The 22410-nt window shown below is 47.1% G+C and carries 15 protein-coding genes and 2 tRNA genes; 8 read left to right on the forward strand and 9 right to left on the reverse strand.

The features are described 5' to 3' along the window. Positions 1 to 33: 33 nt before the first annotated feature. The 8 genes from RDN79_RS07230 to RDN79_RS07265 all read right to left on the reverse strand — a co-directional run bounded on the left by RDN79_RS07230 (position 34) and on the right by RDN79_RS07265 (position 5863). On the reverse strand, positions 34 to 1008 hold the full coding sequence (locus RDN79_RS07230; RefSeq protein ID WP_308573062.1) for a 2-dehydropantoate 2-reductase N-terminal domain-containing protein: 975 nt from the start codon (positions 1006 to 1008) through the stop codon (positions 34 to 36). A 12-nt stretch (positions 1009 to 1020) separates the two neighbouring features. After that, positions 1021 to 1848: a helix-turn-helix domain-containing protein gene (locus RDN79_RS07235; RefSeq protein ID WP_117959259.1), complete on the reverse strand. Its 828-nt coding sequence runs from the start codon at positions 1846 to 1848 to the stop codon at positions 1021 to 1023. A gap of 298 nt (positions 1849 to 2146) precedes the next feature. Further along, entirely contained in the window at positions 2147 to 2983 is an 837-nt protein-coding gene (locus tag RDN79_RS07240; protein ID WP_008150965.1) for a hypothetical protein, read from the reverse strand. Between the two features lie 3 nt (positions 2984 to 2986). Then, complete coding sequence (locus RDN79_RS07245) at positions 2987 to 3853, reverse strand: DUF488 family protein (RefSeq protein WP_229094952.1); 867 nt, start codon at positions 3851 to 3853, stop codon at positions 2987 to 2989. Between the two features lie 530 nt (positions 3854 to 4383). Then, positions 4384 to 4466: transfer RNA gene (locus RDN79_RS07250), tRNA-Tyr, on the reverse strand. 5 nt (positions 4467 to 4471) lie between these two features. Continuing rightward, positions 4472 to 4545 (reverse strand) — tRNA-Thr (locus RDN79_RS07255). 172 nt (positions 4546 to 4717) lie between these two features. Continuing rightward, the gene (trxA, locus tag RDN79_RS07260) at positions 4718 to 5080 is read right to left on the reverse strand and encodes a thioredoxin (RefSeq protein WP_298548374.1); all 363 of its coding nucleotides are present in this window, start codon (positions 5078 to 5080) and stop codon (positions 4718 to 4720) included. A gap of 207 nt (positions 5081 to 5287) precedes the next feature. After that, positions 5288 to 5863: a superoxide dismutase gene (locus RDN79_RS07265; RefSeq protein WP_298548372.1), complete on the reverse strand. Its 576-nt coding sequence runs from the start codon at positions 5861 to 5863 to the stop codon at positions 5288 to 5290. Between the two features lie 233 nt (positions 5864 to 6096). On the opposite strand from RDN79_RS07265, the gene RDN79_RS07270 reads away from it, so the two are divergent. Beyond that, the gene (locus RDN79_RS07270) at positions 6097 to 6438 is read left to right on the forward strand and encodes a hypothetical protein (RefSeq protein WP_298548369.1); all 342 of its coding nucleotides are present in this window, start codon (positions 6097 to 6099) and stop codon (positions 6436 to 6438) included. Positions 6439 to 6602: 164 nt separating this feature from the next. On the opposite strand, the gene RDN79_RS07275 is transcribed toward RDN79_RS07270, so the two are convergent. Further along, entirely contained in the window at positions 6603 to 9128 is a 2526-nt protein-coding gene (locus RDN79_RS07275) for a glutaminase domain-containing protein (protein ID WP_298548367.1), read from the reverse strand. A gap of 439 nt (positions 9129 to 9567) precedes the next feature. Here RDN79_RS07275 and RDN79_RS07280 point away from each other — a divergent pair, with 439 nt between their 5' ends. The 7 genes from RDN79_RS07280 to aspT all read left to right on the forward strand — a co-directional run bounded on the left by RDN79_RS07280 (position 9568) and on the right by aspT (position 22268). Further along, positions 9568 to 11286, forward strand: a complete 1719-nt coding sequence (locus tag RDN79_RS07280; protein ID WP_298548364.1) for a phosphoethanolamine transferase — start codon at positions 9568 to 9570, stop codon at positions 11284 to 11286. Next, entirely contained in the window at positions 11286 to 13766 is a 2481-nt protein-coding gene (locus RDN79_RS07285; protein WP_298548363.1) for an ATP-binding protein, read from the forward strand. Before RDN79_RS07280 ends, RDN79_RS07285 begins: the two co-directional genes overlap by 1 nt. Positions 13767 to 14112: 346 nt before the next feature. Next, positions 14113 to 15291 (forward strand): DUF418 domain-containing protein, encoded by a 1179-nt coding sequence (locus RDN79_RS07290; protein ID WP_298548360.1) that lies wholly within the window; start codon positions 14113 to 14115, stop codon positions 15289 to 15291. A 79-nt stretch (positions 15292 to 15370) separates the two neighbouring features. Continuing rightward, the gene (locus RDN79_RS07295) at positions 15371 to 16702 is read left to right on the forward strand and encodes a sigma-54 dependent transcriptional regulator (RefSeq protein WP_298548358.1); all 1332 of its coding nucleotides are present in this window, start codon (positions 15371 to 15373) and stop codon (positions 16700 to 16702) included. 346 nt (positions 16703 to 17048) lie between these two features. After that, positions 17049 to 19487, forward strand: coding sequence for a trans-4-hydroxy-L-proline dehydratase (gene hypD / locus RDN79_RS07300; protein WP_298548356.1), 2439 nt, complete (start codon positions 17049 to 17051; stop codon positions 19485 to 19487). A gap of 34 nt (positions 19488 to 19521) precedes the next feature. Beyond that, positions 19522 to 20427 (forward strand): glycyl-radical enzyme activating protein, encoded by a 906-nt coding sequence (locus RDN79_RS07305; protein ID WP_298548354.1) that lies wholly within the window; start codon positions 19522 to 19524, stop codon positions 20425 to 20427. A gap of 140 nt (positions 20428 to 20567) precedes the next feature. After that, complete coding sequence (gene aspT / locus RDN79_RS07310) at positions 20568 to 22268, forward strand: aspartate-alanine antiporter (RefSeq protein ID WP_298548352.1); 1701 nt, start codon at positions 20568 to 20570, stop codon at positions 22266 to 22268. Positions 22269 to 22410: the final 142 nt, after the last annotated feature.

Genomic DNA, 22410 nt, shown 5'->3' on the forward strand with positions numbered 1-22410 from the left:
TATATTTAATAGCTATCGAATTGATAGCCTTATTCACTTACTTTGATTAGCTTGATTAGAAGATATATAACTTTTTAATTGTGCCAGATTAGAAGTTGCAACAGCATATTTTACACCACTATTTATTATATCATCTATCATTTGCCTTATTTCAGTAGGAGAATGATTTATATGTCCCTCAAACATAAGTTGCAGAGCATCATTACTATAAATTTTCTTTGCTATTGGCACACTGATAAATAGAGGTAAAAGATATAATCTGTTTGCTTTTTCTGTTTTAGGATTGATACCCATTCTTTTGCAAATAGCTAAGCCTTCCCGAATAGCTTTCATTGTAGTTTTAATAATAGCTGTATTTTGTATAAAATTAGAGGCACTTCCGGCACTCATTATTCCCGCTGAAAGACCGGCAGCGACAGCATAATGTGTGATTAGCCATACTAATATTTGATTAGAAATGGCAGGCTTCAAATTTGCTTTATCCAGTATTATAGAAAGTTTTTCTACTCGTGGAGTTATCCGCCCGTCTTTTTCCCCTAACGGGGTATTGGAATATTTTAAACCTGAAATGGCACAATGTATGCTTTTATCTTCTTTTCCGCCTCCAACCATAAAGGGAAAGGCAAAAAAGTATTGTTCAGGTTTTAAATATTTATCTATTTCTGTAAAAACATCCCAGTTATTTTGGAAAAATACAACATTTGCTTTTCCTGCTGACTTTGAAAGACTTGGTAATATAGTTGATAATTGCAATTTATTGGTGGAGACAATAATGTATTCAAAATCATTGTTTGACGAAAGTTCGTCTATTACTGTAGGCTTAAAGATTATATCTGTATCTTTTCTTGTTTTCTCTCTAAAGTCAGAACAGATAATGCGAATACCATCTTTTTGTACAAGTTCTTTTTGCTCCTTACGCACCAATACAGCAACGTCACATCCTGCTTTGGATAATTGCCAGCCATAAGTACAACCCACTACGCCAGCACCGTATATCAATATTTTCATAAAGCGATGTTATTAAGTTTTTTTGTCGTTGATAAATACAGAGTTGAATACCGATAGGTTTTCGGTATAAGTATCACAAATTTCAAGTAGTTGTTTAGGGGTATAGCCCGTGAACATTTTAAACTCTTTTATTAAATGTGATTTATCATAATATCCACAATCATAAGCAACTTTACTTATGCTGATTTGTGGAGTTGATTGCAAAATATGGAATGTCTTCCTAAATCGTGTGATTTGGATAAAATCTTTTGGATTTAGTCCTACATATTCAGCGAATATCCGTTTAAATTGCTTATATCCTAAACAAGCCGTTTGAGATAAAACGGATATATTCCCTTCTCCTTCATTGATATTTTGAACAGTAGTTATAATCCTATTGGCGTTGCATGGAATATTTTTGCATAATCTATTTAATAAATATTCTTCTATCAATCTGACTATTTGATAATTATCTGATGTTTCATTTATTTTCTCTTCCAATTCTACTAAACAGGTGTTATCTAACAAATCAATACCTATATTCTGATTAGTAAACTCTTCCATAGGATATGGAAAAAACATCCTGCATCCGATAGGCTGGAATAAAATAATGACCATATCCAAGAAAGAAAATTCTATGTCTGAATAAGTACTGATTTGCCCGCTTATATAGGATTGTGGTTGCGTTCCCTTATGAAAAGAAGAAATAATTTTGTTTCCTTTATGAAAAACAATTCCTACACAACCTGCTGGGATAGAACGTTGAAAGCCTTGCTTTACATCATCTATCCTTAAAAACCAATATTGCTTTATATAAGGAGCAAGCAATTTAGTAGGTTGTATTACTTGAATTTTCTCCATTTTGCCTTAATTATCAGGCAAAAGTAAGATTTCTTAGATTGATAATAGGTGTAAAAAAGGGACATTCTAATAAAAAAGTAATAAATGTGATAGGACTAAAGCTTAGTCTATGTTCTTCATAGGGTTATTAAAAGCAAAATAGTAAAAAGCAATTCCTTGCCATCTTAAAAAAATATTTTTCAACAATCTTCTTTTCAGCAAAATGTATTATATCGAATCGTATTTACGAAAGTAAGTTTATACTATGGTCTTTTGTTCTTATATCTAAAAGCTTTTATTTAATATAACTAAGTTTGTATTAGTCCATTTTAAAGGTCAAAGCCAATTGCGGATTCTTCGGTGGATAAAATGTTCCAATAATAATAAAAGGATTAGTACCTACATTATGAAATTTCTTGGTTGTTCCTAAGAAAAAATATATATCTTTTTTACACCATTCTGTGAAATATTTCTCTTTCACTTTTTCACATGCGACTTGTTCATTTCCATTAGCAGCAGCAAGGCAATTCCAATAAAGCATCCCTAATTCCCAATCTTCAATCATGAGTTTTCGTTCTTTACCATCTTCTGATATAAACTTATATGAGAACTCATAAGGCAATTTTTTAGCTACTTTGAATATTCTTTTAGTTTCTTCTACATCAAATAAACTATGTTGGGCTTGATTGGCATATACAACATCTAATTTCTGCTTATTCCATTCTCTTGTAGATTCTTCCCAAACAAAATCAATAATTCTTTGAGGTTTAAATACGGCTAATGATGTTCCTATTTGAGGATTTTTGGCTTCTTCAATAAGCTCAGCCATATTATAACGGACATGTTTTAAAACAATAGACTTTCTTTTTGCCCAGCCATTTTTTGTACCAATTTCTCCTACTATTTTTATTTCATTATCTATATTTGCAGGACGAAAACTTTCTTTCCTAAAATCACTTGTGTTTTTAACCAAATCAAGTTCTATCCACTGCCATTTACTATATCTCTTATCATAACTTAATTTACGAAAAGGAATAGGATATATTCTTATCCAAGTGCCATCTTCCAAGAAACCAGCAGTACAAACTAATTCATCGTATTTTTCCGATAAAGTAGGGTATGTTTTTACAGCAATTAGAACTCGAGTTGTAGGCATGTTTTATAGATGTTTAAGGGTGTAAGTTATATCAGGTAGTTGCATTAAATATTTCGCAACTCTTCCTCTATGGCATTGTTTGTGACTTTCTTCAAAGCAAGTTAAAGCTACACGTTTCTCTGTATCAATCAATTCTCGGACATATAAAAGATAATCCCAATTTTCTTTTAGGGTAGATTTTTCATATGACTCAAAAAGAATTTCATAATCTTTTTGTGATTTTAAATCTTGTCTTTGTTCTGATTCTATTCCCAGTTGCGGTATATGGATATATTTTATACCTACTCCTGTACATGCTTTCTCTAATTGACTTTTTGAAAATCCATATTTTTGACTATAGGCATTTTTACGGACATCACAGAGAATATGTACATCATTCACGAGGAGAATATTAATGTATTTTTCTAAAGAGCGTCCTTCATATCCTATAGTGAATAATTGAGGCTCTGTAAAGGTTCTTTTTTGCTTATCTATTACAGCTAATTCTTCCTCATTTAGCAAATTAATTGCTATTGTACTTTTTGTTGCGTAATAAGGATAATTAATATAAGTGTAACGAATTAACTCGTTTTGAGATAGACAACCAAATTTTTCTTTTATTTCTTTTATAGCTTGCTGTTCAAACATATCAAGCATCATCAAATAATTATTGGGTTGACAAATTTGTATTCTACGACCATTCTCGCTTTTTATAATACTTAAGTAGCCCAATTTAGCTAATGTCATTATATCCTGATTTGCTTGGAATGAAAAACAACCATAGTAATAAGGAATAAAATCAAATGCTTTTTCCTCTTGTTTCCTTGTAAAAAGAAACAAATATTTCTGAAGTTGTTTGGCAGTCAAATGACCGCCAAATGCTTCAATCAATGCTAATAATATTTTTCTTCTATAATATAACATATTGCAAAAGTAAGAAAACTCTCTGCATTTTCGTGTTAAATATGGCTCTTTTATTTTATTACTCTATAATAAACACCTATCTTTGCATCAACTCAAACAACCACCGCAACACCAAGCAATCTAAAGAATTACACACGTGGGGTTATTAGTGGGAGAAAGAATTAAGAGCTTGCTAAGATATTGAGTACGTGAGGAATAGAATTAAGGTTCATCTTCCGTACGGACCGCCAGAAATAAAAAAGCCTTTGGTTCATTGCGAATCAAAGGCTTTTTTATTTTTCATCCGAGAATCTGTGATTTTGTTGAAAATGGCCCACATCTGCCCGACGATAAACTTTTCCAAATGGCGATTGGCTGGTGTATCACATATTGCCGAACGAAAAGGAAAGGTATTGTCTCCAATACATATCGGGTGAGACGGAATAAAGATTATAGGGCAGTGAGGCGGGTATAAAATAAAAAAGACCTGAAAGAAAAATCTTCCAAGTCTTTTTTAGTGGGCAGTGATGGATTCGAACCACCGAAGGCGAAAGCCAGCTGAGTTACAGTCAGCCCCATTTGGCCACTCTGGTAACTGCCCTTTAGAGCCTCTTGTCGGATTCGAACCAACGACCCCGAGATTACAAATCACGTGCTCTGGCCAACTGAGCTAAAGAGGCATTCATTTTTTATCAGTGTCAATCTCTCTCTCGATTGCGGGTGCAAAGGTACGCATTATTTTTAATTATGCAACAGTTTGGTGACATAATGTGTGATATTTTTACAGAAAAAACTCTCCGAGCTCTGTTGGGGACTCGGAGAGGACTTCTTATTTACGTAGGGATGTTGTCATTATTTCTTCAAAAGTACCTCATCTATAGCCTTTTTGAAATCAGCCTTTCCCATTGCGCCTTTTGCCATCTGCGGTTGCCCTTCCATCGGGCAGAAAAGAAGGGAAGGAATGCTTCTGATGCCGAAAGAGGCGGCCAGTTCCTCTTCTTTTTCCGTGTCGACCTTATAGATATCGATTTTTCCGGCATACTCTTCCGCTAATTCTTCCAGGATAGGAGCGACCATCTTGCAAGGTCCGCACCAGGTTGCATAGAAATCCACGATGCAAGGCTTGTCGCCCTCATATACCCATTTGTCGGGGCTGGCTTCGTAGTTCGCTACTTTTTTCAGGAATTCCGCTTTTGTCAATTCTTGTACTTTCATATTTATTCTCCTTATTAATTGAGGTTTATATTCTGTTTATTAATTATATAACAAAGTTACGCTATTTATTCCGTTCCATTGTCGGATATTTTTCCCTTATAATTGTCAATATTGCTATATCTGTCGGATATCGGTCATATTGCAAATAAAAAAGCCGTCCGGTAGTTTGCCCGACGGCTTTGGTCTGGAGTTTAAAGGACCTGACTATTAAAATCTTTTGCTAACGGCATCCCAATCAACGATCTTCCACAAAGCATTCAAATGATCGGGACGGCGATTCTGGTAATCGAGGTAGTAGGCATGTTCCCAGACGTCGAATCCCAGGATCGGCTTCAATCCGTGAGCAGCCGGGTTGCTACCGTTAGCTTCTTTGGTAATTGAAAGTTTTCCGTCTTTATCTTTGGCCAGCCATACCCAGCCTGAGCCGAACAAGCCTGTTCCGGCCGTCACGAATTCTTTCTGGAAGTTCTCGAACGACCCCCAAGTCGCGTCGATCGCCTTGGCAAGAGCGCCGGTCGGTCTGCCGCCGCCATACGGTGAGAATTGGGTGAAATAGAGATTATGATTGAGCGTCTGTCCGGCATTGTTGAAAATAGCGCCGTCGGATTCTGCCACGATCTGTTCCAGCGTCGCGTTTTCGAACTTGGTCCCCTGAATCAGGTTGTTCAGGTTATTTACATACGTCTGTAAATGTTTGCCATGATGAAACTCTATCGTTTCTTTACTTATGACCGGTTCCAGCGCATTGGCTGCATAGGGTAACTGGATTAATTCAAATTTCATAACTTTTTCTTTTTTATCTGTTATTTGACTATCATTACTATTATTTGTTATCAACAATAATAAACTGAGACATAATGTAAGCATGATCCATCTGTTTTATGTTGTTTCTACTATTCTAACATTCCCTGCTTGAAATTTGTTCATTGAATGAAATGCATATTATTATTGCGGGATAGACTTTATCTATGAACGGAATGTACTATCTTCGCCAACCAATTAAAATAAACATAAGAATGACAAAAATTCAGGAGACACTGGCGGCATTGCCGGAAGAAAAAAAAGCTTTATTCGTCCCGGTATTCGGGGATATGGAGATGTTTTATACGACGGTTTATCTGATTGCCCGCAACGAGCATGTGACGGAGCAGGAGAAACCCGACCGTTATGAAGACCGCCTGCAGGTGATCCGCCGGATCCGCAGCAAGGTGGAGAAATTGGTGAGTTCTTTCGGGTTGGACGGCTCGGAGATCGTGGCGGATATCGCCAGCGATTATTTTGAAGATTACGTGAATTACAAGGAACCGGATATCCGGATGACGAATGAGGAGTTTATCAGGATTATTAAGAAGTTGTGATTTATGATGGAGGTTGTCAAAAGAAAATCCTGCTTACAATAGACATAATTTAGGCACGGATTTCACGGATTTACACGGATAAATTTATTATCTTTCCGTGTAATCCGTGTAATCCGTGCCTTAAAGATCGTGATAAAGGAGTTTTGACACACCTTCATTACAAATTATTTCAGTTTTTCTTCCAGCAGTTTCATATAGTAGCCGCCGACGACCGAACGGGCCTGGAATCCGCGTTGCGTACCGTCGGAAGTGTAATGCCAGTCGCTCAACGGGACGCGTGAGGTCGTTTCGTTGGCGTACTTCCAGACCGGAAGCACAAGCGCTTCGAAATCGGCCGCATTGCCGGTCAGGCAGGCGCTCCACAGAATCCAATCGGATTTGGTATAATCCTCGCGATTGTCCAGCGGCAGGCCGTATTTGTTTTGTTTGGTCTTATAATAAGCAGTTTCCGCTTCGGCTATTTCCGCAGGGAAAATATTCAGCCCTAACAGGCGGTCCCAAACCAAGTTGTACTTCTGGCTCCATGTGCCGGACTTGTCGAAGGTCAGCTTATAGTGATCTCCGTCTTTTGCCATCGAGATCCATTTTCCGGCCATTTCACGGGCTGTCGCCAGGTAGGAATCCGCTATCTCCTTCTTTCCCAACATCCCGGCCATCTTGCCGTAGCCGGCTATCCCCATGATCGCCTTGATGGACAGGTTGGTGTTGTGGGCGAAATGGCCGGCGAAATCGTCCGTGCATAACTGGTTGTCCGGGTCGAGACCTTCTTTCTTCAGATAATCGGCCCAGGTCGTCAACACATCCCAATGTTTGGCTGCATAATCCGCATTCCCTTCGATTGTCGCGATGGCCGTTGCGAGGATCAGCATATTGCCGGATTCTTCGACCGGCATGTCGCCGCCGTAGGTCTGTCCGTTAGCCTGCGGATAGGTCCCGACATCGTGCGAGGGGAACGGCTTGTTCCATTTGCCGCTTTCGCTGTAGTAGAAGATCGGGTTCATCATGCCTTTCAGGAGTTCGGGGTTATAGCATAAGAAGAGCGGCGCCGAAGGGTAGGTGATATCGACCGTCCCGATCGAGCCGTTGCTGAAATTCTCTTTCGACAGGAATAGCAGGTTGCCTTCCTTGTCTGTCACCAACTTATGTGCTGAGACAGCTTGACGATAGGCCAGGGCGCACAGCTCGGCATATTTTTGTCCGCCGGCGGCCGCCGTTTCCTGCATCAGGCGTCCGTCGAAGTCCGCACACCGTTTCATCATTCCGGCATACTCTTTCTGGCCTTTGGCGAAGGCATCGAAAATGTCCGTCTGCCCGTCGTGCTTCCAGTATGCCATCCGGTTGTCATTGAAATACTGGATCGCATACAGATCGTCATATCCGATCAACAAGTGCCCTGACACGGTCTTTTCGTTTACCTTGCCCAGGTTGTCGGAGTAGGCGAGGACCGTCATCTGTTTTTCCATATCCGGAGACACATTCTCCGCTTTGCCGGACAGTCTGCCGTCGGCCATGAATGCTTTCTTGGCAGCATAGTATTCGTCGATGGCGACTGTCACGTCCGGAGATTGCGCGGCTGAAAGATAGAAATAGCCCCAGTCGATGCGAAGGTCGTCTCCCTTCTTGCCCAAAACTTCCTGGTCGACAGAGCCGGTCTTCAGATAGACATACCCGTCTTTTTCGATCTTTTCGAAGGTGACAGGCTGGTCTGTCGTGTTGACGGCCCATTGCGGGGTCGCTTCGAGGTATAACCGGACATCATGTGCCCGGCCATCCAACGAACGGGCCTGATACGTGATATAATTGTACGGGGCGGTCATGGCCTCCAAGTCGTCCATCAGCATCGGGGCCGTGAAGATCAGATCCAGCTCGACAGGGCCGCATTCGAACGTATAGTACGTTTGTGTCGGCATGACGGTGGTCGACTTCTGGACCGCTTTGTCGTCAAACGTATCCCCGCGTTTTACCTTCTTCATGATTCCCATGTCCACATAGGCGCCCCCGCCGTTGTTGCGGCAGTGGGCGGCCAGGATGTTCCCCGTCGGTTTTAACGTGCTGGCCACTTCCTGCGGGATTTCCTTCAGCAGGTCGTAATCCAGCCCGTTGCCGGTCACTGCAACCTGCCTGCCGTTGATGTACAGTTCGATATTGTCGTCGTGCGAATATTGCAGGAACAGATCTTCTTTGTCCGTCCCTTCGGGCCAGTCGAACGAGCGGCGTACCCAGATGTCGCCTTCCTGCCAGGGAGTGGAGCGATACGGATTGTCGTCCGTCCCGAATGCTGCCTTGCCCGTTTTCCAACCTTTCGCCTCGTAATCGACGGCGGTCCATTCCCCTTCCGGCCGGCCGAATGTGTAGGTCGCCTCCCATAAGCCGGAAGCCGCCGTGCCGATAACCGGCGTCACCTCTACTTTGTCCGCTCCCATGAACCGGTATGAAACGCCGTCGACGCGCAGGCTTCCCAACAGCGGGAAGTTGCGGCCGGTCCAGTGGCGCACGCTTTCTTCGTTCAGGCGGTCGGCAAACGACCAGGCGCTGGTGTACGGGTCGATGGTCACCAGCGGTGTTGCCGGCGCCCGTAATTCGTTTTTGGCTGCAGGGGCATATACTTCGCTTGCGATACGCGTGTTCGACGAACAAGCGCTCAACAAAGCGGCCGTACAAGCCGACAGCAGCATGATTTGTCTTTTCATTTTGTCTTTTTATTATTGTTGATGATTCTGAATAATTCCCCTTCGGCCGCCCGAAGTTAAAGAGAAAAAACGACAGCCGGAAATTGCAGGGCCCTGCTACCGGCATATTGCAAGATTATTGAAAGCAATTGCATGATTTTTGAAATATCAAAATGTCAATGTCCCCCCGTGTAAATCGGATTAGTACCCCATGTTTTTGGAATTAGTAGCAAGGGTAATATTTTTTAACATATCTAATAGGAGGCAATAACGCCTGTTTTTGTGTCGAAATGATATCCGGCTTGTTTTAATGGGATTGAAATAAAATTGAAATAACTTTTTTTGTGCTTCTACTCTATGTATATATGGTAGATAACGCCTACATTTGCCGATTGCAGCAGTGCTGCGGTAAAAAGGGATAAGATTAGTGGATAAAATTAGGCTTTTTAGGCAAAAATCGATGAGGTACTTTACTAATATTTTGCGTTGGATATCTTCACAGGAACACTTATATTTCTTGTTCGGCTTGCTTTTCATCATTCCGAACTGCGTCTTCCTGTTCACCGAGCCTCTGCCTGTCTCGGTGGGCCTTGCTTCCATCGTCATGCCGTTGGCGTTCTGGATGGGAGTTCTGCTGCTGGCGCGTAAACCCGGAGTGGTGGTCTGGTGTCTGTTGCCGAAGATCATACTGGACGGAGGCCAGCTGGTCTTGTTGTATCTTTTCGGCGAGTCGGTGATAGCGGTGGATATGTTCCTGAACCTGACAAGTTCGAATGCTTCCGAGGCAAGCGAATTATTAGGAAATATTTTTCTTGTCATCGTTTGCGTCTTTTTCTTTTATACGCTTCCTACCTTGTGGCTGGCCACGCGTTCGATCCGCATGAAAGACCGGCTGACCGCCGTGTTCCGCAAGCGGTGGGCGTCCAGAAGCTTGGGGCTTTTCGGAGTGGGGGTGCTGCTCTGTTTCCTGCCTTCTTGGCAAAAGCACAGTTTCTCGCTCAAGAACGATGTCTATCCGGTCAATGCGCTTTATAACCTCTATTTCGCGATTACCAAATCGAACAAGAATGCCAACTATTCCGTTTCTTCCGCCGATTTCAAGTTCAACTCGGTCCGGACGGGACAGGCGGATGGCAAACGGGAGATTTACGTGCTTGTGGTGGGAGAGACTTCGCGGGCAATGGAATGGAGCCTGTACGGATATGAACGCAATACGACCCCGCGGATGAAAGGGCTCGACGGCCTGGTCCATTTTGCGGATGTCGTGACGCAATCCAACAATACGCACAAGAGCGTTCCGATCATCCTGTCTGCCGCCAGCGCGGAGAACTATGGCGTGATTTACGACGAGAAAAGCATCGTCACCGCTTTCAAGGAAGCCGGTTTCCGCACGCTCGTCATCGCCAACCAGAAACTGACCACTTCGATGATCGGGGCTTTCTACCGCGAGGCCGATACGTTTATCGATATGAGCACGTTCAACACCGGGTCGTATCTGACCTCGCTGCACGATGCCGCCCTTTTGCCGTATCTGGAAAAGGAACTGGACAAATCGGACGAGGATATGTTTATCGTCCTCCACACCTACGGGTCGCATTTCAATTATCACGAACGTTATCCGGACGAATTCCGGATTTATACGCCGGATAAGGCCGAAGGCATCCGCCAATCCTATAAGAAGGAACTGCGCAATGCCTACGACAACTCGATCTATTATACGGATTATGTCTTGGGAGAAATCGTCGACATGCTGAAAAAGAAGCAGGTCTGTTCGTCGATGCTCTATCTGAGCGATCACGGAGAAGATATTTTCGATGATTCGCGTGCCCGCTACCTGCATGCTTCGCCGATACCGACTTACTATCAGCTCCATATCCCGTACATCATCTGGTTTTCGGACGATTACCGGGAGGTTTTCCCGGAGAAATACCGGACGGCGATGTCTCACGGCGCTTATCCGGTCAGCACGAACAGCGTGTTCCATACGGTCTTGGACATCGCCGGTGTCCGGACTTCGGTATCCGATTCCACGCTGGCCCTGACCCATCCCGCTTTTGCCGTGCGCGACCGTATGTTCCTCGGCGACCATGACGAACCGGTCCCGTTCTGGAAGGTCGGGTTGAAGAAAGCGGATTTCATTATGTTGGACAAATGGGAAATGGACTATAAGAAAGACTGATGAGCGCACAGAACGGGCATATTACAAGTAAAGTCATATTGGGGTACTTGTTATTGATCCTGATAGCCGTGTGCTCGGTCGTTTACATCTATAACATCATCGAACGGTTTGCCGGCGAAGACGACCCGAACAACAAATCGAGCGAGAAAGTCTATCTCGTGACCAACACCTTGTCTTTGTTGTATGAAAGCGAGGCGCTCGGACAAGTGATCGGACGTCCGCAAGGAGAGATCAACCATTTCAACCGCACGCTGAACAAGGCTTTGCAGAATATGGATTCCCTGCGTTCGCTGGTATCGAATCCGGCGTTGTATCCCAAGATCGACACGATCGACATGCTGATCGAACAGAAGCGACGGAACACGCGCCGCCTGCTGGAAACCTGGCGCGAGACGAACGCGGAGCATCTGTACACCCAAAACATCGAGAAAGTGATCGCCCGGCAAGATACGATGATCCGGCAGGTCGAGATACAGGAACGCGTGATCGTGCACCAGGATTCCGTAAAGACTCCTCAGACCCATAAGCCCCGCGGTTTTTTCCGTCGCCTTGCCGATGTGTTTTCGCCGCCCAAAGCAGATTCGGCCGTTGTCGTGAATACGACCCGCCAGATCGTGACCGACACGCTGGTGAACGCCTTCAACCCGGCAGACACGATCGTGACGGTCCTGAAAAACTTGCAGGACAGCGTGGCCGACCAGCGCAAACAGCTTGTCGACCAGCTCTTGGAACGCGCTGCCAACCTGCGTTATGATAACAGCATCATCACGAGCCGGATCAACCAGATGTTGCGTGATATAGAAGAAGAGGAGATGAACGCGTCGATGGAGCGTGTCGTGAAGAAACAGGAGGTGCTGCGCGAAACCTCTTATCTCATTGGCGGCATCGCCGTCCTGTCGCTGATCATCGTGGTAGTCTTCATCATCCTGATCACGCGCGATATCTCCAGGAGCCAGTATTACCGGCAGCAATTGGAGAAAGCCAAGCAATATGCCGAAGACCTGCTCCATAGCCGGGAGAAGCTGATGCTGACGATCAGCCACGATATACGGGCGCCGCTCTCGTCCATAATCGGCTATATCGAACTGCTGCTGCGCCGCCATCCGGACGAAAGGCAACGGTATTATTTGGAAAACATGACCGGGTCGGCCGACCATATCCTTTCGTTGGTGAACGGTTTGCTCGATTTTCACCGGTTGGAATCGGGACAGATGGAGATACAGGACGTGCCTTTCAGCGTGCGTACGCTTTTTAACGAAATATACGGGAGCTTCCGTCCGATAGCCGAGGCGAAGGGGCTGGCATTTGTCCTGAATATGAAGGAGGAGGGGATGGATCGCATCTATTCCGGTGATCCGATACGCCTCCGCCAGGTGGTCGGCAACCTATTGTCCAACGCCATCAAGTTCACGCATGAAGGCCGCGTCGTGCTGGTGGTCAAATTGTCAACTGCCGATTCTCGATTGTCAATTGTCGTTTCCGATTCCGGCACGGGGATTCCGGAAGAAGAGCAGGAAAGGATTTTCGGCGAGTTCGCCCGCTTGTCGGGAACCGAAAAGGAAGAAGGTTTCGGGCTCGGACTTTCCATCACCCGCAAGCTGATCGAGCTGATGGGAGGGACCTTGTCGCTAAAGAGTGTTCCGGGGAAGGGAAGCGATTTTACGATTGTCATGCCGTTGCAGGAGTCGGAAGTGCAGACATTGCCTGCCCCGCCATCCGTAGAGGAAGACGAAACGGAGGACGGGAGCTTCGGAGGTCGCGAAATCTTTTGTTTGCTGGTCGACGACGATCCGTTGCAGCTGGCGCTGACGGAAGAGTTTTTGAAACGGAATCATGTGGAGGTCGCCAGTTGCTCGAATCCGTTTGCCGTGGTCGATATTTTGCGCAATAGCTCTTTCGACGCGATCATAACCGATATACAGATGCCGGGCATGGATGGCTACGGCCTGCTCGACGCCATTCGTTCGTCGGGTGTCCCCGGAACGGACACCGTGCCCGTCATCGCACTTTCGGCCAGTGTGGAAAACGAGCATACCCACTACTTGGAAGCCGGTTTTACCGGCTTCCTGAACAAGCCTTTCACGGCTAAGCAGTTGATCGCCTTGTTGAATAACCTGTTGCAGGCCGATATACAAGCCGAGGTGTCGCCTGAATTCGATTTTGATTCGCTCACCGCTTTTGCCGGCGAAGACAAAGAAGCCTCCGCCTCCATCATCCGGACCTTTGCCGAGGAGACGAACAAGAGCATTTCGTTGCTGCAACAAGCCCTGGAGAAGACCGAACGGGGTCCGGCTGCCAAAATCTCCCATAAGATGATCCCTCTTTTCACCATGTTGGGAGCTTCCGACTTGGTGGCCCAGCTGAGAATCCTTGAGAAGAACGACGAAGCGCTGACAGACGACGGTTGGAAACGGATCTTATCCGAGGTGATCCGGCTGGCGGGCGTCGTCGTGGGCCGGGCTGTGGAACGGTATCTGTAGAAAAATTCCCCATATATGTCCACGATTCCCCATTCGTGATGTTGCAATAATTAGCCTTCGTAAAACATTATGGTTGACTTATCTGTTAGAATAGAGTGGGTTATAAAAACAGGCCGTGTACCGGACTGGGTTTGGCACGATATTCGCTTCTTCCATAAGTGAGAAGCGGAAGTGGACGTTTCTACATTAAAAAACCGTTTTAAAGTTACTATGTTCGAGTATCTATTTTAAGTCTGCAAACAAAAAGAGCGCCTATAAGGGCGCTTTTTTTGTTTTATATGACTTCTTTGCCTACTTTTGCCCCCGTAAATCATAAATCATAAATTAAAAATCATAAATCATTATCATGGAGCACGGACTTTTGGCTAAGTCGCCTCGTATCGAGGTGGTGGATGCACTACGCGGTTTTGCCGTTATGGCTATTATGTTACTGCACAACATCGAACATTTTAATTTTTATGACTTCCCGCCAGCTTCTTCGGCCTTTATGGAGGCGATGGATAAAGGAATATGGGAAACCTTGTTTTTCCTTTTTTCCGGAAAGGCTTACGCGATTTTCTCCCTGCTGTTCGGGTTCAGTTTCTTCATCCAATATAACAACCAGGCGAAGAAAGGCAAAGACTTCCGTCTGCGTTTCCTGTGGCGGCTTTTCCTTTTGTTCATTATCGGATGTTTCAACGGGGCGTTTTTCCCCGGCGACATATTAGTCCTTTATTCCATAATCGGTGTGGTGCTCGTGATAGTCTGCAAATGGGGCGACCGTGCGGTCCTCATAGCCGCTATTATCCTGATGCTCCAACCGATTGAACTCGGCAAGTTTTTCTATGCGATGATGAATCCCGACTATGTGCCGGCAGCCGGCGTATGGTATGTTCACAGCCAACGCATGTATCCGTTCCTGGCGCAGCCGGATTTCTGGGCGATGGTCAAGTCCAACCTCTGGGACGGCCAGCTGTTCAGCCTGTTGTGGGCGTGGGGGTACGGACGTTTCTTCCAGACTGCCTCTTTGTTCCTGTTGGGGATGCTGATCGGGCGCAGGCAGTTGTTTGTCAACCTGTCCGAACATCGTGTTTTCTGGATGCGGACGCTGGTTATCGGTGCGGTCTGCTTTGTCCCGTTGTATTTCATTACGGCTTCTCTTCCGGATATGATCCCCAATAAGGCGATGCTCACTCCGATGAGCACGGTTGTGTCGTCTTTCCGCAATTTCTCTTTCATGTGCGTGTTAGTTGCTTGTTTCGTCTTTCTGTGGCAACAAGTTTCGCCTCATAAAGTGCTGCACGGCTTGGTTCCGTACGGAAAGATGAGTTTGACCAACTACCTGACACAATCCATTATCGGATCGTTCGTTTATTTCGGCTACGGTTTGTCGCTCTACAATGTTTTAGGAACGACAGCCAGCTTCGGAGTGGGTGTCCTGCTGTTCGTCCTCCAGTTGGGCTTCTGCCATTGGTGGTTGAAGAGATTCAAGCAGGGTCCGTTCGAAGGGGCATGGAAAAGGGCGACGTGGGCTTTTTCGAAGTAAGAATTAAAAATTAAGAATTAAAAAATGCGGCAAGCGGGATTTCTTAGTTATCTTTGTGTACGAAACAAAAAAGAACGATATGCCGTCTATTCTGATTTTAGAAGATGATATAACATTCTCGTTGATGCTGAAAACCTGGCTGGGGAAGAAAGGGTTCGAGGTCAGTTCGGTATCATCGGTTTCAGATGCACGAAGCCGGATAGAGGATGCCTCTTTCGATTTGATCCTGTCTGATTTGCGTTTGCCGGACGGGGATGGGATCGATCTGTTGAAATGGATAAAAGAAAACAATTTTGCAATTCCCCTGATTATGATGACCAGCTATGCGGAGATACAAACCGCCGTGCAAGCAATCAAGTCGGGGGCGTCCGATTATATCGCCAAACCGTTGAACCCGGAAGAGCTTTTAGGCAAGATCAGGGATGTGATAAAGCCGGAACGCCTTGTGCCTTCGGCCAAACGTCCCGAACCGTCGGGAGGAACGCATGGCCGGTATGTGGAGGGACAAAGCCCGGCAGCCCGCCAGCTCTACGAGCATGTGCGCCTGGTCGCTCCGACGGATATGTCCGTATTGATTACCGGTTCGAGCGGTACGGGGAAAGAGTATGTCGCCCGCCGCATCCACGAACAGAGCAACCGCAAGAAAGCTCCTTTTATAGCCGTTGACTGCGGGGCTATCCCGAAAGACTTGGCCGCATCCGAATTTTTCGGGCATGTGAAAGGTTCGTTTACCGGAGCTATCGATAATAAAGAAGGGGCTTTTGTCGCCGCCCAGGGTGGTACGATCTTTCTGGACGAGATCGGTAACTTGTCCTATGAAGTGCAGGTGCAGCTTCTACGTGCCTTGCAGGAGCGGAAGGTAAAACCGGTCGGCAGCAATCAGGAGATCGCGATCAATGTCCGTCTTATCTCCGCGACAAACGAGAACCTGCGTTCTGCGATCGATAAGGGGGATTTCCGTGAAGATTTATATCATCGTATCAACGAGTTCACAGTCCGCATCCCCGACTTGAAAGAGCGGAAAGAAGACCTTTTGCTGTTTGCCGACAACTTCCTGGACCAGGCCAATATGGAATTGCAGAAAGATATTATCGGTTTTGACAATGAAGTGATCCGGATTTTCCAGTCTTATCCGTGGCCGGGCAACTTGCGCCAGATGAAGAACGCCATTAAGTATGCCACTCTGTTGGCGACCGGCCGCTATATTACCCGCAACGAACTTCCTGAAGAACTGACTGCCGGCCCGGTTTCGGCTCCGGTCAATATCCAGCTGAAAAACGAATCGCACGAATGCGAAATGATCAAACGCGCCCTGCAGGAAGCCGGCAACAATAAGACCAAGGCCGCCCGGTTGTTGGGAATTGACCGTAAAACGCTTTACAATAAGTTGAAGGCGTATGGGATCGCTTGATCGATCTTTCTTACAAGACGGTGTGCGCCGGGTTTTATTAAATAAATATGATTTCTTTTGTTTTTATGGAAAAATGTCTATATTTGCTGCAATCATACACTTAATACCGAGTGCTGATTTTAAATTATTACGATATGTTCGTTAAATCTTATAGACGACTGTTCAATTGCCTGATTTCTTGACAGGCGGTTTTTCCTTTCCCTTTTGCCGTTCCCAGGCAAGAGTTCTTTCGGTTTGTATGGGTATCTGAAGTCATTGGCTTGCGCCGATGGTTTTATCTCTGTATCATTTTGTCCGGAATTTATCAGATTAAAATAATCGAATAAAAAATTGTCTTTTATATAATATGACTACAATCACAGCTCAACGAGCACCGCACAGTGCATCCAATTTCGCCCCCGCAGTAGAGGCAAATGCTTATGGAATGAATGACCGGATCAAACGTCTTCGCCAAGAAACGTTCGATGCCGAGCCCTCCCTGTCTATTGAACGCGCTTTGATAGAAACTCGTTTCTACAAGGAAAACTACGGAAAATATCCGATTCCGATTCTTCGGGCCATGAATTTTTATGAGATCTGCAAGCAGAAGACGATCTATATCGGCAAAGACGAACTGATCGTGGGCGAACGCGGACCGAAACCGAAATGTGTGCCGACCTTCCCGGAACTGACCTGCCATAGTGTGGAGGACTTGCATGTCCTGAACACGCGTGAATTGCAGCGTTATACGATCAGCCAGGAAGACATCGACACTTATGAACGCGAAGTGATCCCTTACTGGAAAGGGCGCACGCAGCGGGAACGTATCTTCAGCCATGTGCCCCAGGAATGGAAAGATGCCTATGAGGTGGGGATGTTCACCGAATTTATGGAACAACGCGCTCCGGGACATACCGCTTTGGACGGAAAGGTGTATAAGTACGGATTGTTGGATTTGAAGGAACGTATCCGGAAAGAACTGGACGGCCTTGATTTCATGAACGATCCCGAAGCGACCGACAAGCAGGAGGAACTGACCGCCATGTCTATCTCGTGCGACGCCGCCATCCTGTTAGCCGAACGGCATGCGGATCTTGCCGATGAAATGTCGCTGACGGAGAAAGACCCGAAACGGGCGGCCGAGCTGCGCCGTATCGCCGAAGTTTGCCGTTGGGTTCCGGCCCATGTTCCCCGCAACTATTGGGAGGCGATCCAGATGTATTGGTTCGTCCACTTGGGGACGATCACCGAACTGAACGGCTGGGACGCGATGAATCCCGGACATTTCGACCAGCATCTGGCTCCTTTCTACGAAAAGGGGATTGCCGACGGCACACTGACCCGCGACGAGGCAAAGGAACTGATGTCGTGCTTCTTCATCAAGGTGAACAACCATACGGCTCCTCCCAAAGTCGGCATCACGGCTAAGGAAAGCGGTACATATAACGATTTTACGAACCTGAATATCGGCGGGGTGAAGGCCGATGGCAGCGACGGGGTGAGCGAAGTCTCCTATATCATGCTCGAAACGATCGAGGAACTGCATATCCTGCAACCCGGCAGTGCCATCCATATCAGTGCCCGTACGCCGGAACGTTTCCTGCGGGCCGGTTGCAAGGTGATCCGCCAGGGGCATGGCTATCCCTCTGTTTTCAATCCGGATGTGTATATACAGGAGTTGATGCGCCAGGGAAAATCGTTGCATGATGCACGTGAAGGCGGTTGCAGCGGTTGCATCGAGGTCGGGGCGTTCGGCAAGGAGGCGTATGTGCTGACCGGTTACCTGAATGTGCCGAAGATTTTGGAAGTGACGCTCAACAACGGCGTCGATCCGGTTTCAGGACGTAAGGTCGGACTGGAAACGGGCGATCCGCGCGGTTTCGGCAGCTATGACGAACTGTATGCCGCTTTCATGAAGCAGGTCCGCTATTTTGTGGATATGAAGGTGCGTGTGAGCAACTATATCGACCGCATGTTTGCCAAATATGCGCCGGCCACTTTCCTGTCTCTTTTCATCGACGATTGCATAGCGAAAGGACGGGATTACTACAACTGCGGCCCGCGCTATAACACAACCTATATCCAGTGCACGGGGCTCGGCACGATCACCGACAGCCTGGCGACGCTGAAAAGACATATATTTGAAGATAAACGCTGGTCGATGGATGAACTGCTGAAAGCAATGGCTGATAATTTCGAAGGGGCCGAGGCGATGAGACAGACGATCCTGAACCGCACGCCGTTCTTCGGCAACGATGACGAGTATGCCGACAGCATCGCAGTGAAGGTGTTCGATGATTTGTATGATACGATCGAAGGAAAGCCGAACACGAAAGGCGAATGTTTCCATCTGAATATGCTGTCTACCACCTGTCACGTATATTTCGGCAAGGTGATGGGGGCGACTCCTAACGGACGTTTGGCCGGACGTGCCATCTCGGACGGTACGTCTCCGTCTCATGGCGCCGACACGCACGGACCGTCTGCCGTTATCAAGTCTCTCGGCAAGCTCGACCAGGTGAAGAGTGGCGGAACGTTGCTGAACCAGCGTTTCCTGCCGAGCCTGCTGAAGCGGGAGGAAGACATCTCCAAGTTGTCTTCGTTGATCCGTAGCTATTTTGCTTTGGGCGGACATCACATCCAGTTCAATATCGTCGATACGGAGACGCTTTATGCCGCCCAGAAATGCCCGGAAGATTATCGTGACCTTCTGGTTCGAGTAGCCGGCTACAGCGATTATTTCAACGACATGAATGCCGATCTGCAGGCGGATGTGATCATGCGGACGGAACAGGAAACGTTTTAACGAATGGACTATTGTCCATTGTCCATTGAAAAAAATGCTGATATTTGATATAAAACGATACGCCATCAACGACGGACCGGGTATCCGGATCACGATCTTCATGAAAGGATGTCCCCTGTCGTGCGTATGGTGTCATAATCCGGAAGGGGTGTCCAGCCGGAAGCAAAAACTCTATACGAAAAAGAAATGCATCGGTTGCCGGACGTGCGTTGAGGCTTGTCCGCAGCAGGCATTGACGCTCACGCCGGAGGGGATCGTGACGGACGGGGAACGTTGTACCCTGTGCGGAACCTGTGCAGAGGTGTGTCCGGCTTTGGCGATGGAGATATCCGGCACGGAGTATTCGGCCGATGCCTTGATGAAGGAGATTGAGAAGGAGACCGTTTTCATGGACCGTTCGGAGGGGGGCGTGACGTTTTGCGGAGGAGAACCGTTGTTGCATCCCGGACCCTTGCTGGACTTGTTGCGCCGTTGCGGGGAACAGGGGATCCACCGGGCTGTCGATACGACGCTTTTCGCCCGGCCGGAGATCGTACGCGACGTGATGGACAACTGCGAACTTCTCCTTGTCGATTTGAAGCATATGGATTCGGCCAAGCATACGGAATATTGCGGTGTCCCGAACGAATTGATCTTGTCCAATCTTCGGATGGTTGCGGAAGCCGGGCACGATTTCTATCTTCGTATTCCCTTGATCGAAGGCGTGAATGCCGATGAAGAAAATATAACACGCAGTGCTGCTTTCCTGGCTTCGCTGCCGTGGAAGCACCGGACTGTAAACCTGCTTTTATATCATGACATTGGCAAAGGCAAGCATGAAAAGTTGGGTACGGTCTACAATCCGGATCAATATGCTTTCGCTGCCCCTTCGGACGAGACGGTCGGACGTTGCCGGAAGATATTCGCCGGTTACGGGATCGAAACGACGATCGGGGGATAGCCTTCTTCAGATCATATAATCTATGGGAAGCTGTCGCAGAGTAGGATCTGCGGCAGCTTTTTTATTTTGGTTTAACACAACAACTCTTTCCCCTGTCGTGTTTCATTATCAATTTTATTAACGCCAAAAAAAATAGATATATGGAATGGTTTGCCAATTTGCTCCGGCATTACCCGGAGCTTGCCATCTTTCTCACGCTGGCTTTCGGCTTCTGGATCGGTAAGTTCAAAATTAAAAAGTTTACGTTAGGGACAGTGACCAGCGTCTTGCTGGTCGGTGTGTTGATCGGGCAATTGCATATCGATATCGGAGCCCCGCTGAAATCGGTGTTTTTCCTGATGTTCTTGTTTGCCGTAGGGTATAGTGTCGGTCCGCAATTCTTCCGGGGATTGAAAAAGGAGGGATTGCCACAGGTTTTGTTTGCCGTCGTGATGTGCCTGTTCTGTTTGCTGGCCCCGTTTGTGCTGGCGAAGATCATGGGCTATTCTGCCGGAGAGGCTGCCGGCCTGCTGGCGGGTTCACAGACGATATCCGCCGTGCTCGGTGTGGCCGAAGATACGATCAACCAGTTGGGCATACCGGCGGCAGATAAAACGGACATGATCAATGTCATGCCGGTTGCCTATGCCGTCTCTTATATTTTCGGTACGGCCGGTTCCGCCTGGATCATGAGCGACATCGCTCCCCGTCTGTTGGGAGGGATCGAATCGGTCAAGAAAGCCTGTCGCGAGCTGGAAGCCAAAATGGGTTCGGATGACGAAAGCGAACAACCGGGCTTCATGCCTGCCGCCCGTCCGATCACGTTCCGCGCCTACAAGATCAGCAACGACTGGTTCGGGGCGGGAAAGACCGTGAAGGAGTTGGAAGATTATCTGGAGGGACAGGGAAGACGCCTCTTCGTCGAGCGGGTCCGTATCGATGGTGTGATCCGGGATGCGAAACCCGACCGGATGCTCTTGAAAGGAAACGAAGTCGTGCTCAGCGGCCGACGTGAATTTGTGATCGGAGAGGAGGACTGGATCGGCGATGAAGTCAATGATATCGAGTTGCTGGACTTTCCGGCCGAAACTCTGCCCGTATTGATTTCCCGCAAGAAATATGCAGGCATGACAGTCGCCAAACTGCGTAAACTGCCGGTTATGCACGGTGTCAGTATCAAGAGCATCAAACGTGCCGGCATCAACATACCGGTTTTGGCCGCCACGGTGATCGATCCCGGCGATATGCTGGAACTGGTCGGTACGAAATTGGAGGTGAATGCGGCAGCCGATACGTTAGGCTATGCCGACCGCCCGACCAACCAGACGGATATGATTTTCGTCGGCCTCGGAATTTTCCTCGGAGGTGTCGTGGGTTCTTTGGCAATCCATTTCGGTGGTGTTCCCATCAGTCTGAGTACGAGCGGCGGCGCCTTGATCGCCGGGTTGGTCTTCGGATGGTTGCGTTCCAAGCATCCTACTTTCGGACGAATCCCGGAGCCTTCCCTTTGGGTGCTGAATAACGTCGGGCTGAACATGTTCATCGCCGTTGTCGGCATTACAGCCGGGCCGAGTTTTGTCACCGGGTTGAAGGAGGTCGGCGTCAGCCTCTTCTTTATCGGTGCGTTGGCTACCGCTATCCCGCTGATCGTCGGTGTGCTGTTGGGAAGATATGTCTTTAAGTTCCATCCGGCCATTACGTTGGGCTGTACATCCGGAGCGCGTACGACCACAGCTGCCTTGGGTGCTGTGGAAGATGCCGTGGAGAGCCAGACGCCGGCATTGGGCTATACGGTGACATACGCGGTCGGCAATACCCTGTTGATCATCTGGGGAGTCGTGATCGTCCTTTTGATGACCTGAAATTCAGGTGGCATGCCACCCCTTGCCTTAGGTGGGGTATCACCTGTTAGCTTAGGTGGGGTATCACCTATTAGCTTAAGTGGCATATCACCTATTACCGTAGGTGGCATACCACCTAAGAAAAGGCCTCGCAATTTATATA

Source organism: uncultured Parabacteroides sp., assembly GCF_902493135.1.
Lineage (GTDB): Bacteria > Bacteroidota > Bacteroidia > Bacteroidales > Tannerellaceae > Parabacteroides.

Bases quoted from the DNA above. Each gene is read 5' to 3' on its own strand.
- RDN79_RS07270 (WP_298548369.1), top strand. From the start codon at position 6,097: ATGACAAAAATTCAGGAGACACTGGCGGCATTGCCGGAAGAAAAAAAA.
- RDN79_RS07285 (WP_298548363.1), top strand. From the start codon at position 11,286: ATGAGCGCACAGAACGGGCATATTACAAGTAAAGTCATATTGGGGTAC.
- RDN79_RS07305 (WP_298548354.1), top strand. From the start codon at position 19,522: ATGCTGATATTTGATATAAAACGATACGCCATCAACGACGGACCGGGT.
- aspT (WP_298548352.1), top strand. From the start codon at position 20,568: ATGGAATGGTTTGCCAATTTGCTCCGGCATTACCCGGAGCTTGCCATC.
- RDN79_RS07240 (WP_008150965.1), bottom strand. From the start codon at position 2,983: ATGCCTACAACTCGAGTTCTAATTGCTGTAAAAACATACCCTACTTTA.
- RDN79_RS07290 (WP_298548360.1), top strand. From the start codon at position 14,113: ATGGAGCACGGACTTTTGGCTAAGTCGCCTCGTATCGAGGTGGTGGAT.
- RDN79_RS07230 (WP_308573062.1), bottom strand. From the start codon at position 1,008: ATGAAAATATTGATATACGGTGCTGGCGTAGTGGGTTGTACTTATGGC.
- RDN79_RS07295 (WP_298548358.1), top strand. From the start codon at position 15,371: ATGCCGTCTATTCTGATTTTAGAAGATGATATAACATTCTCGTTGATG.
- hypD (WP_298548356.1), top strand. From the start codon at position 17,049: ATGACTACAATCACAGCTCAACGAGCACCGCACAGTGCATCCAATTTC.
- RDN79_RS07235 (WP_117959259.1), bottom strand. From the start codon at position 1,848: ATGGAGAAAATTCAAGTAATACAACCTACTAAATTGCTTGCTCCTTAT.
- RDN79_RS07275 (WP_298548367.1), bottom strand. From the start codon at position 9,128: ATGAAAAGACAAATCATGCTGCTGTCGGCTTGTACGGCCGCTTTGTTG.
- trxA (WP_298548374.1), bottom strand. From the start codon at position 5,080: ATGAAAGTACAAGAATTGACAAAAGCGGAATTCCTGAAAAAAGTAGCG.
- RDN79_RS07280 (WP_298548364.1), top strand. From the start codon at position 9,568: ATGAGGTACTTTACTAATATTTTGCGTTGGATATCTTCACAGGAACAC.
- RDN79_RS07265 (WP_298548372.1), bottom strand. From the start codon at position 5,863: ATGAAATTTGAATTAATCCAGTTACCCTATGCAGCCAATGCGCTGGAA.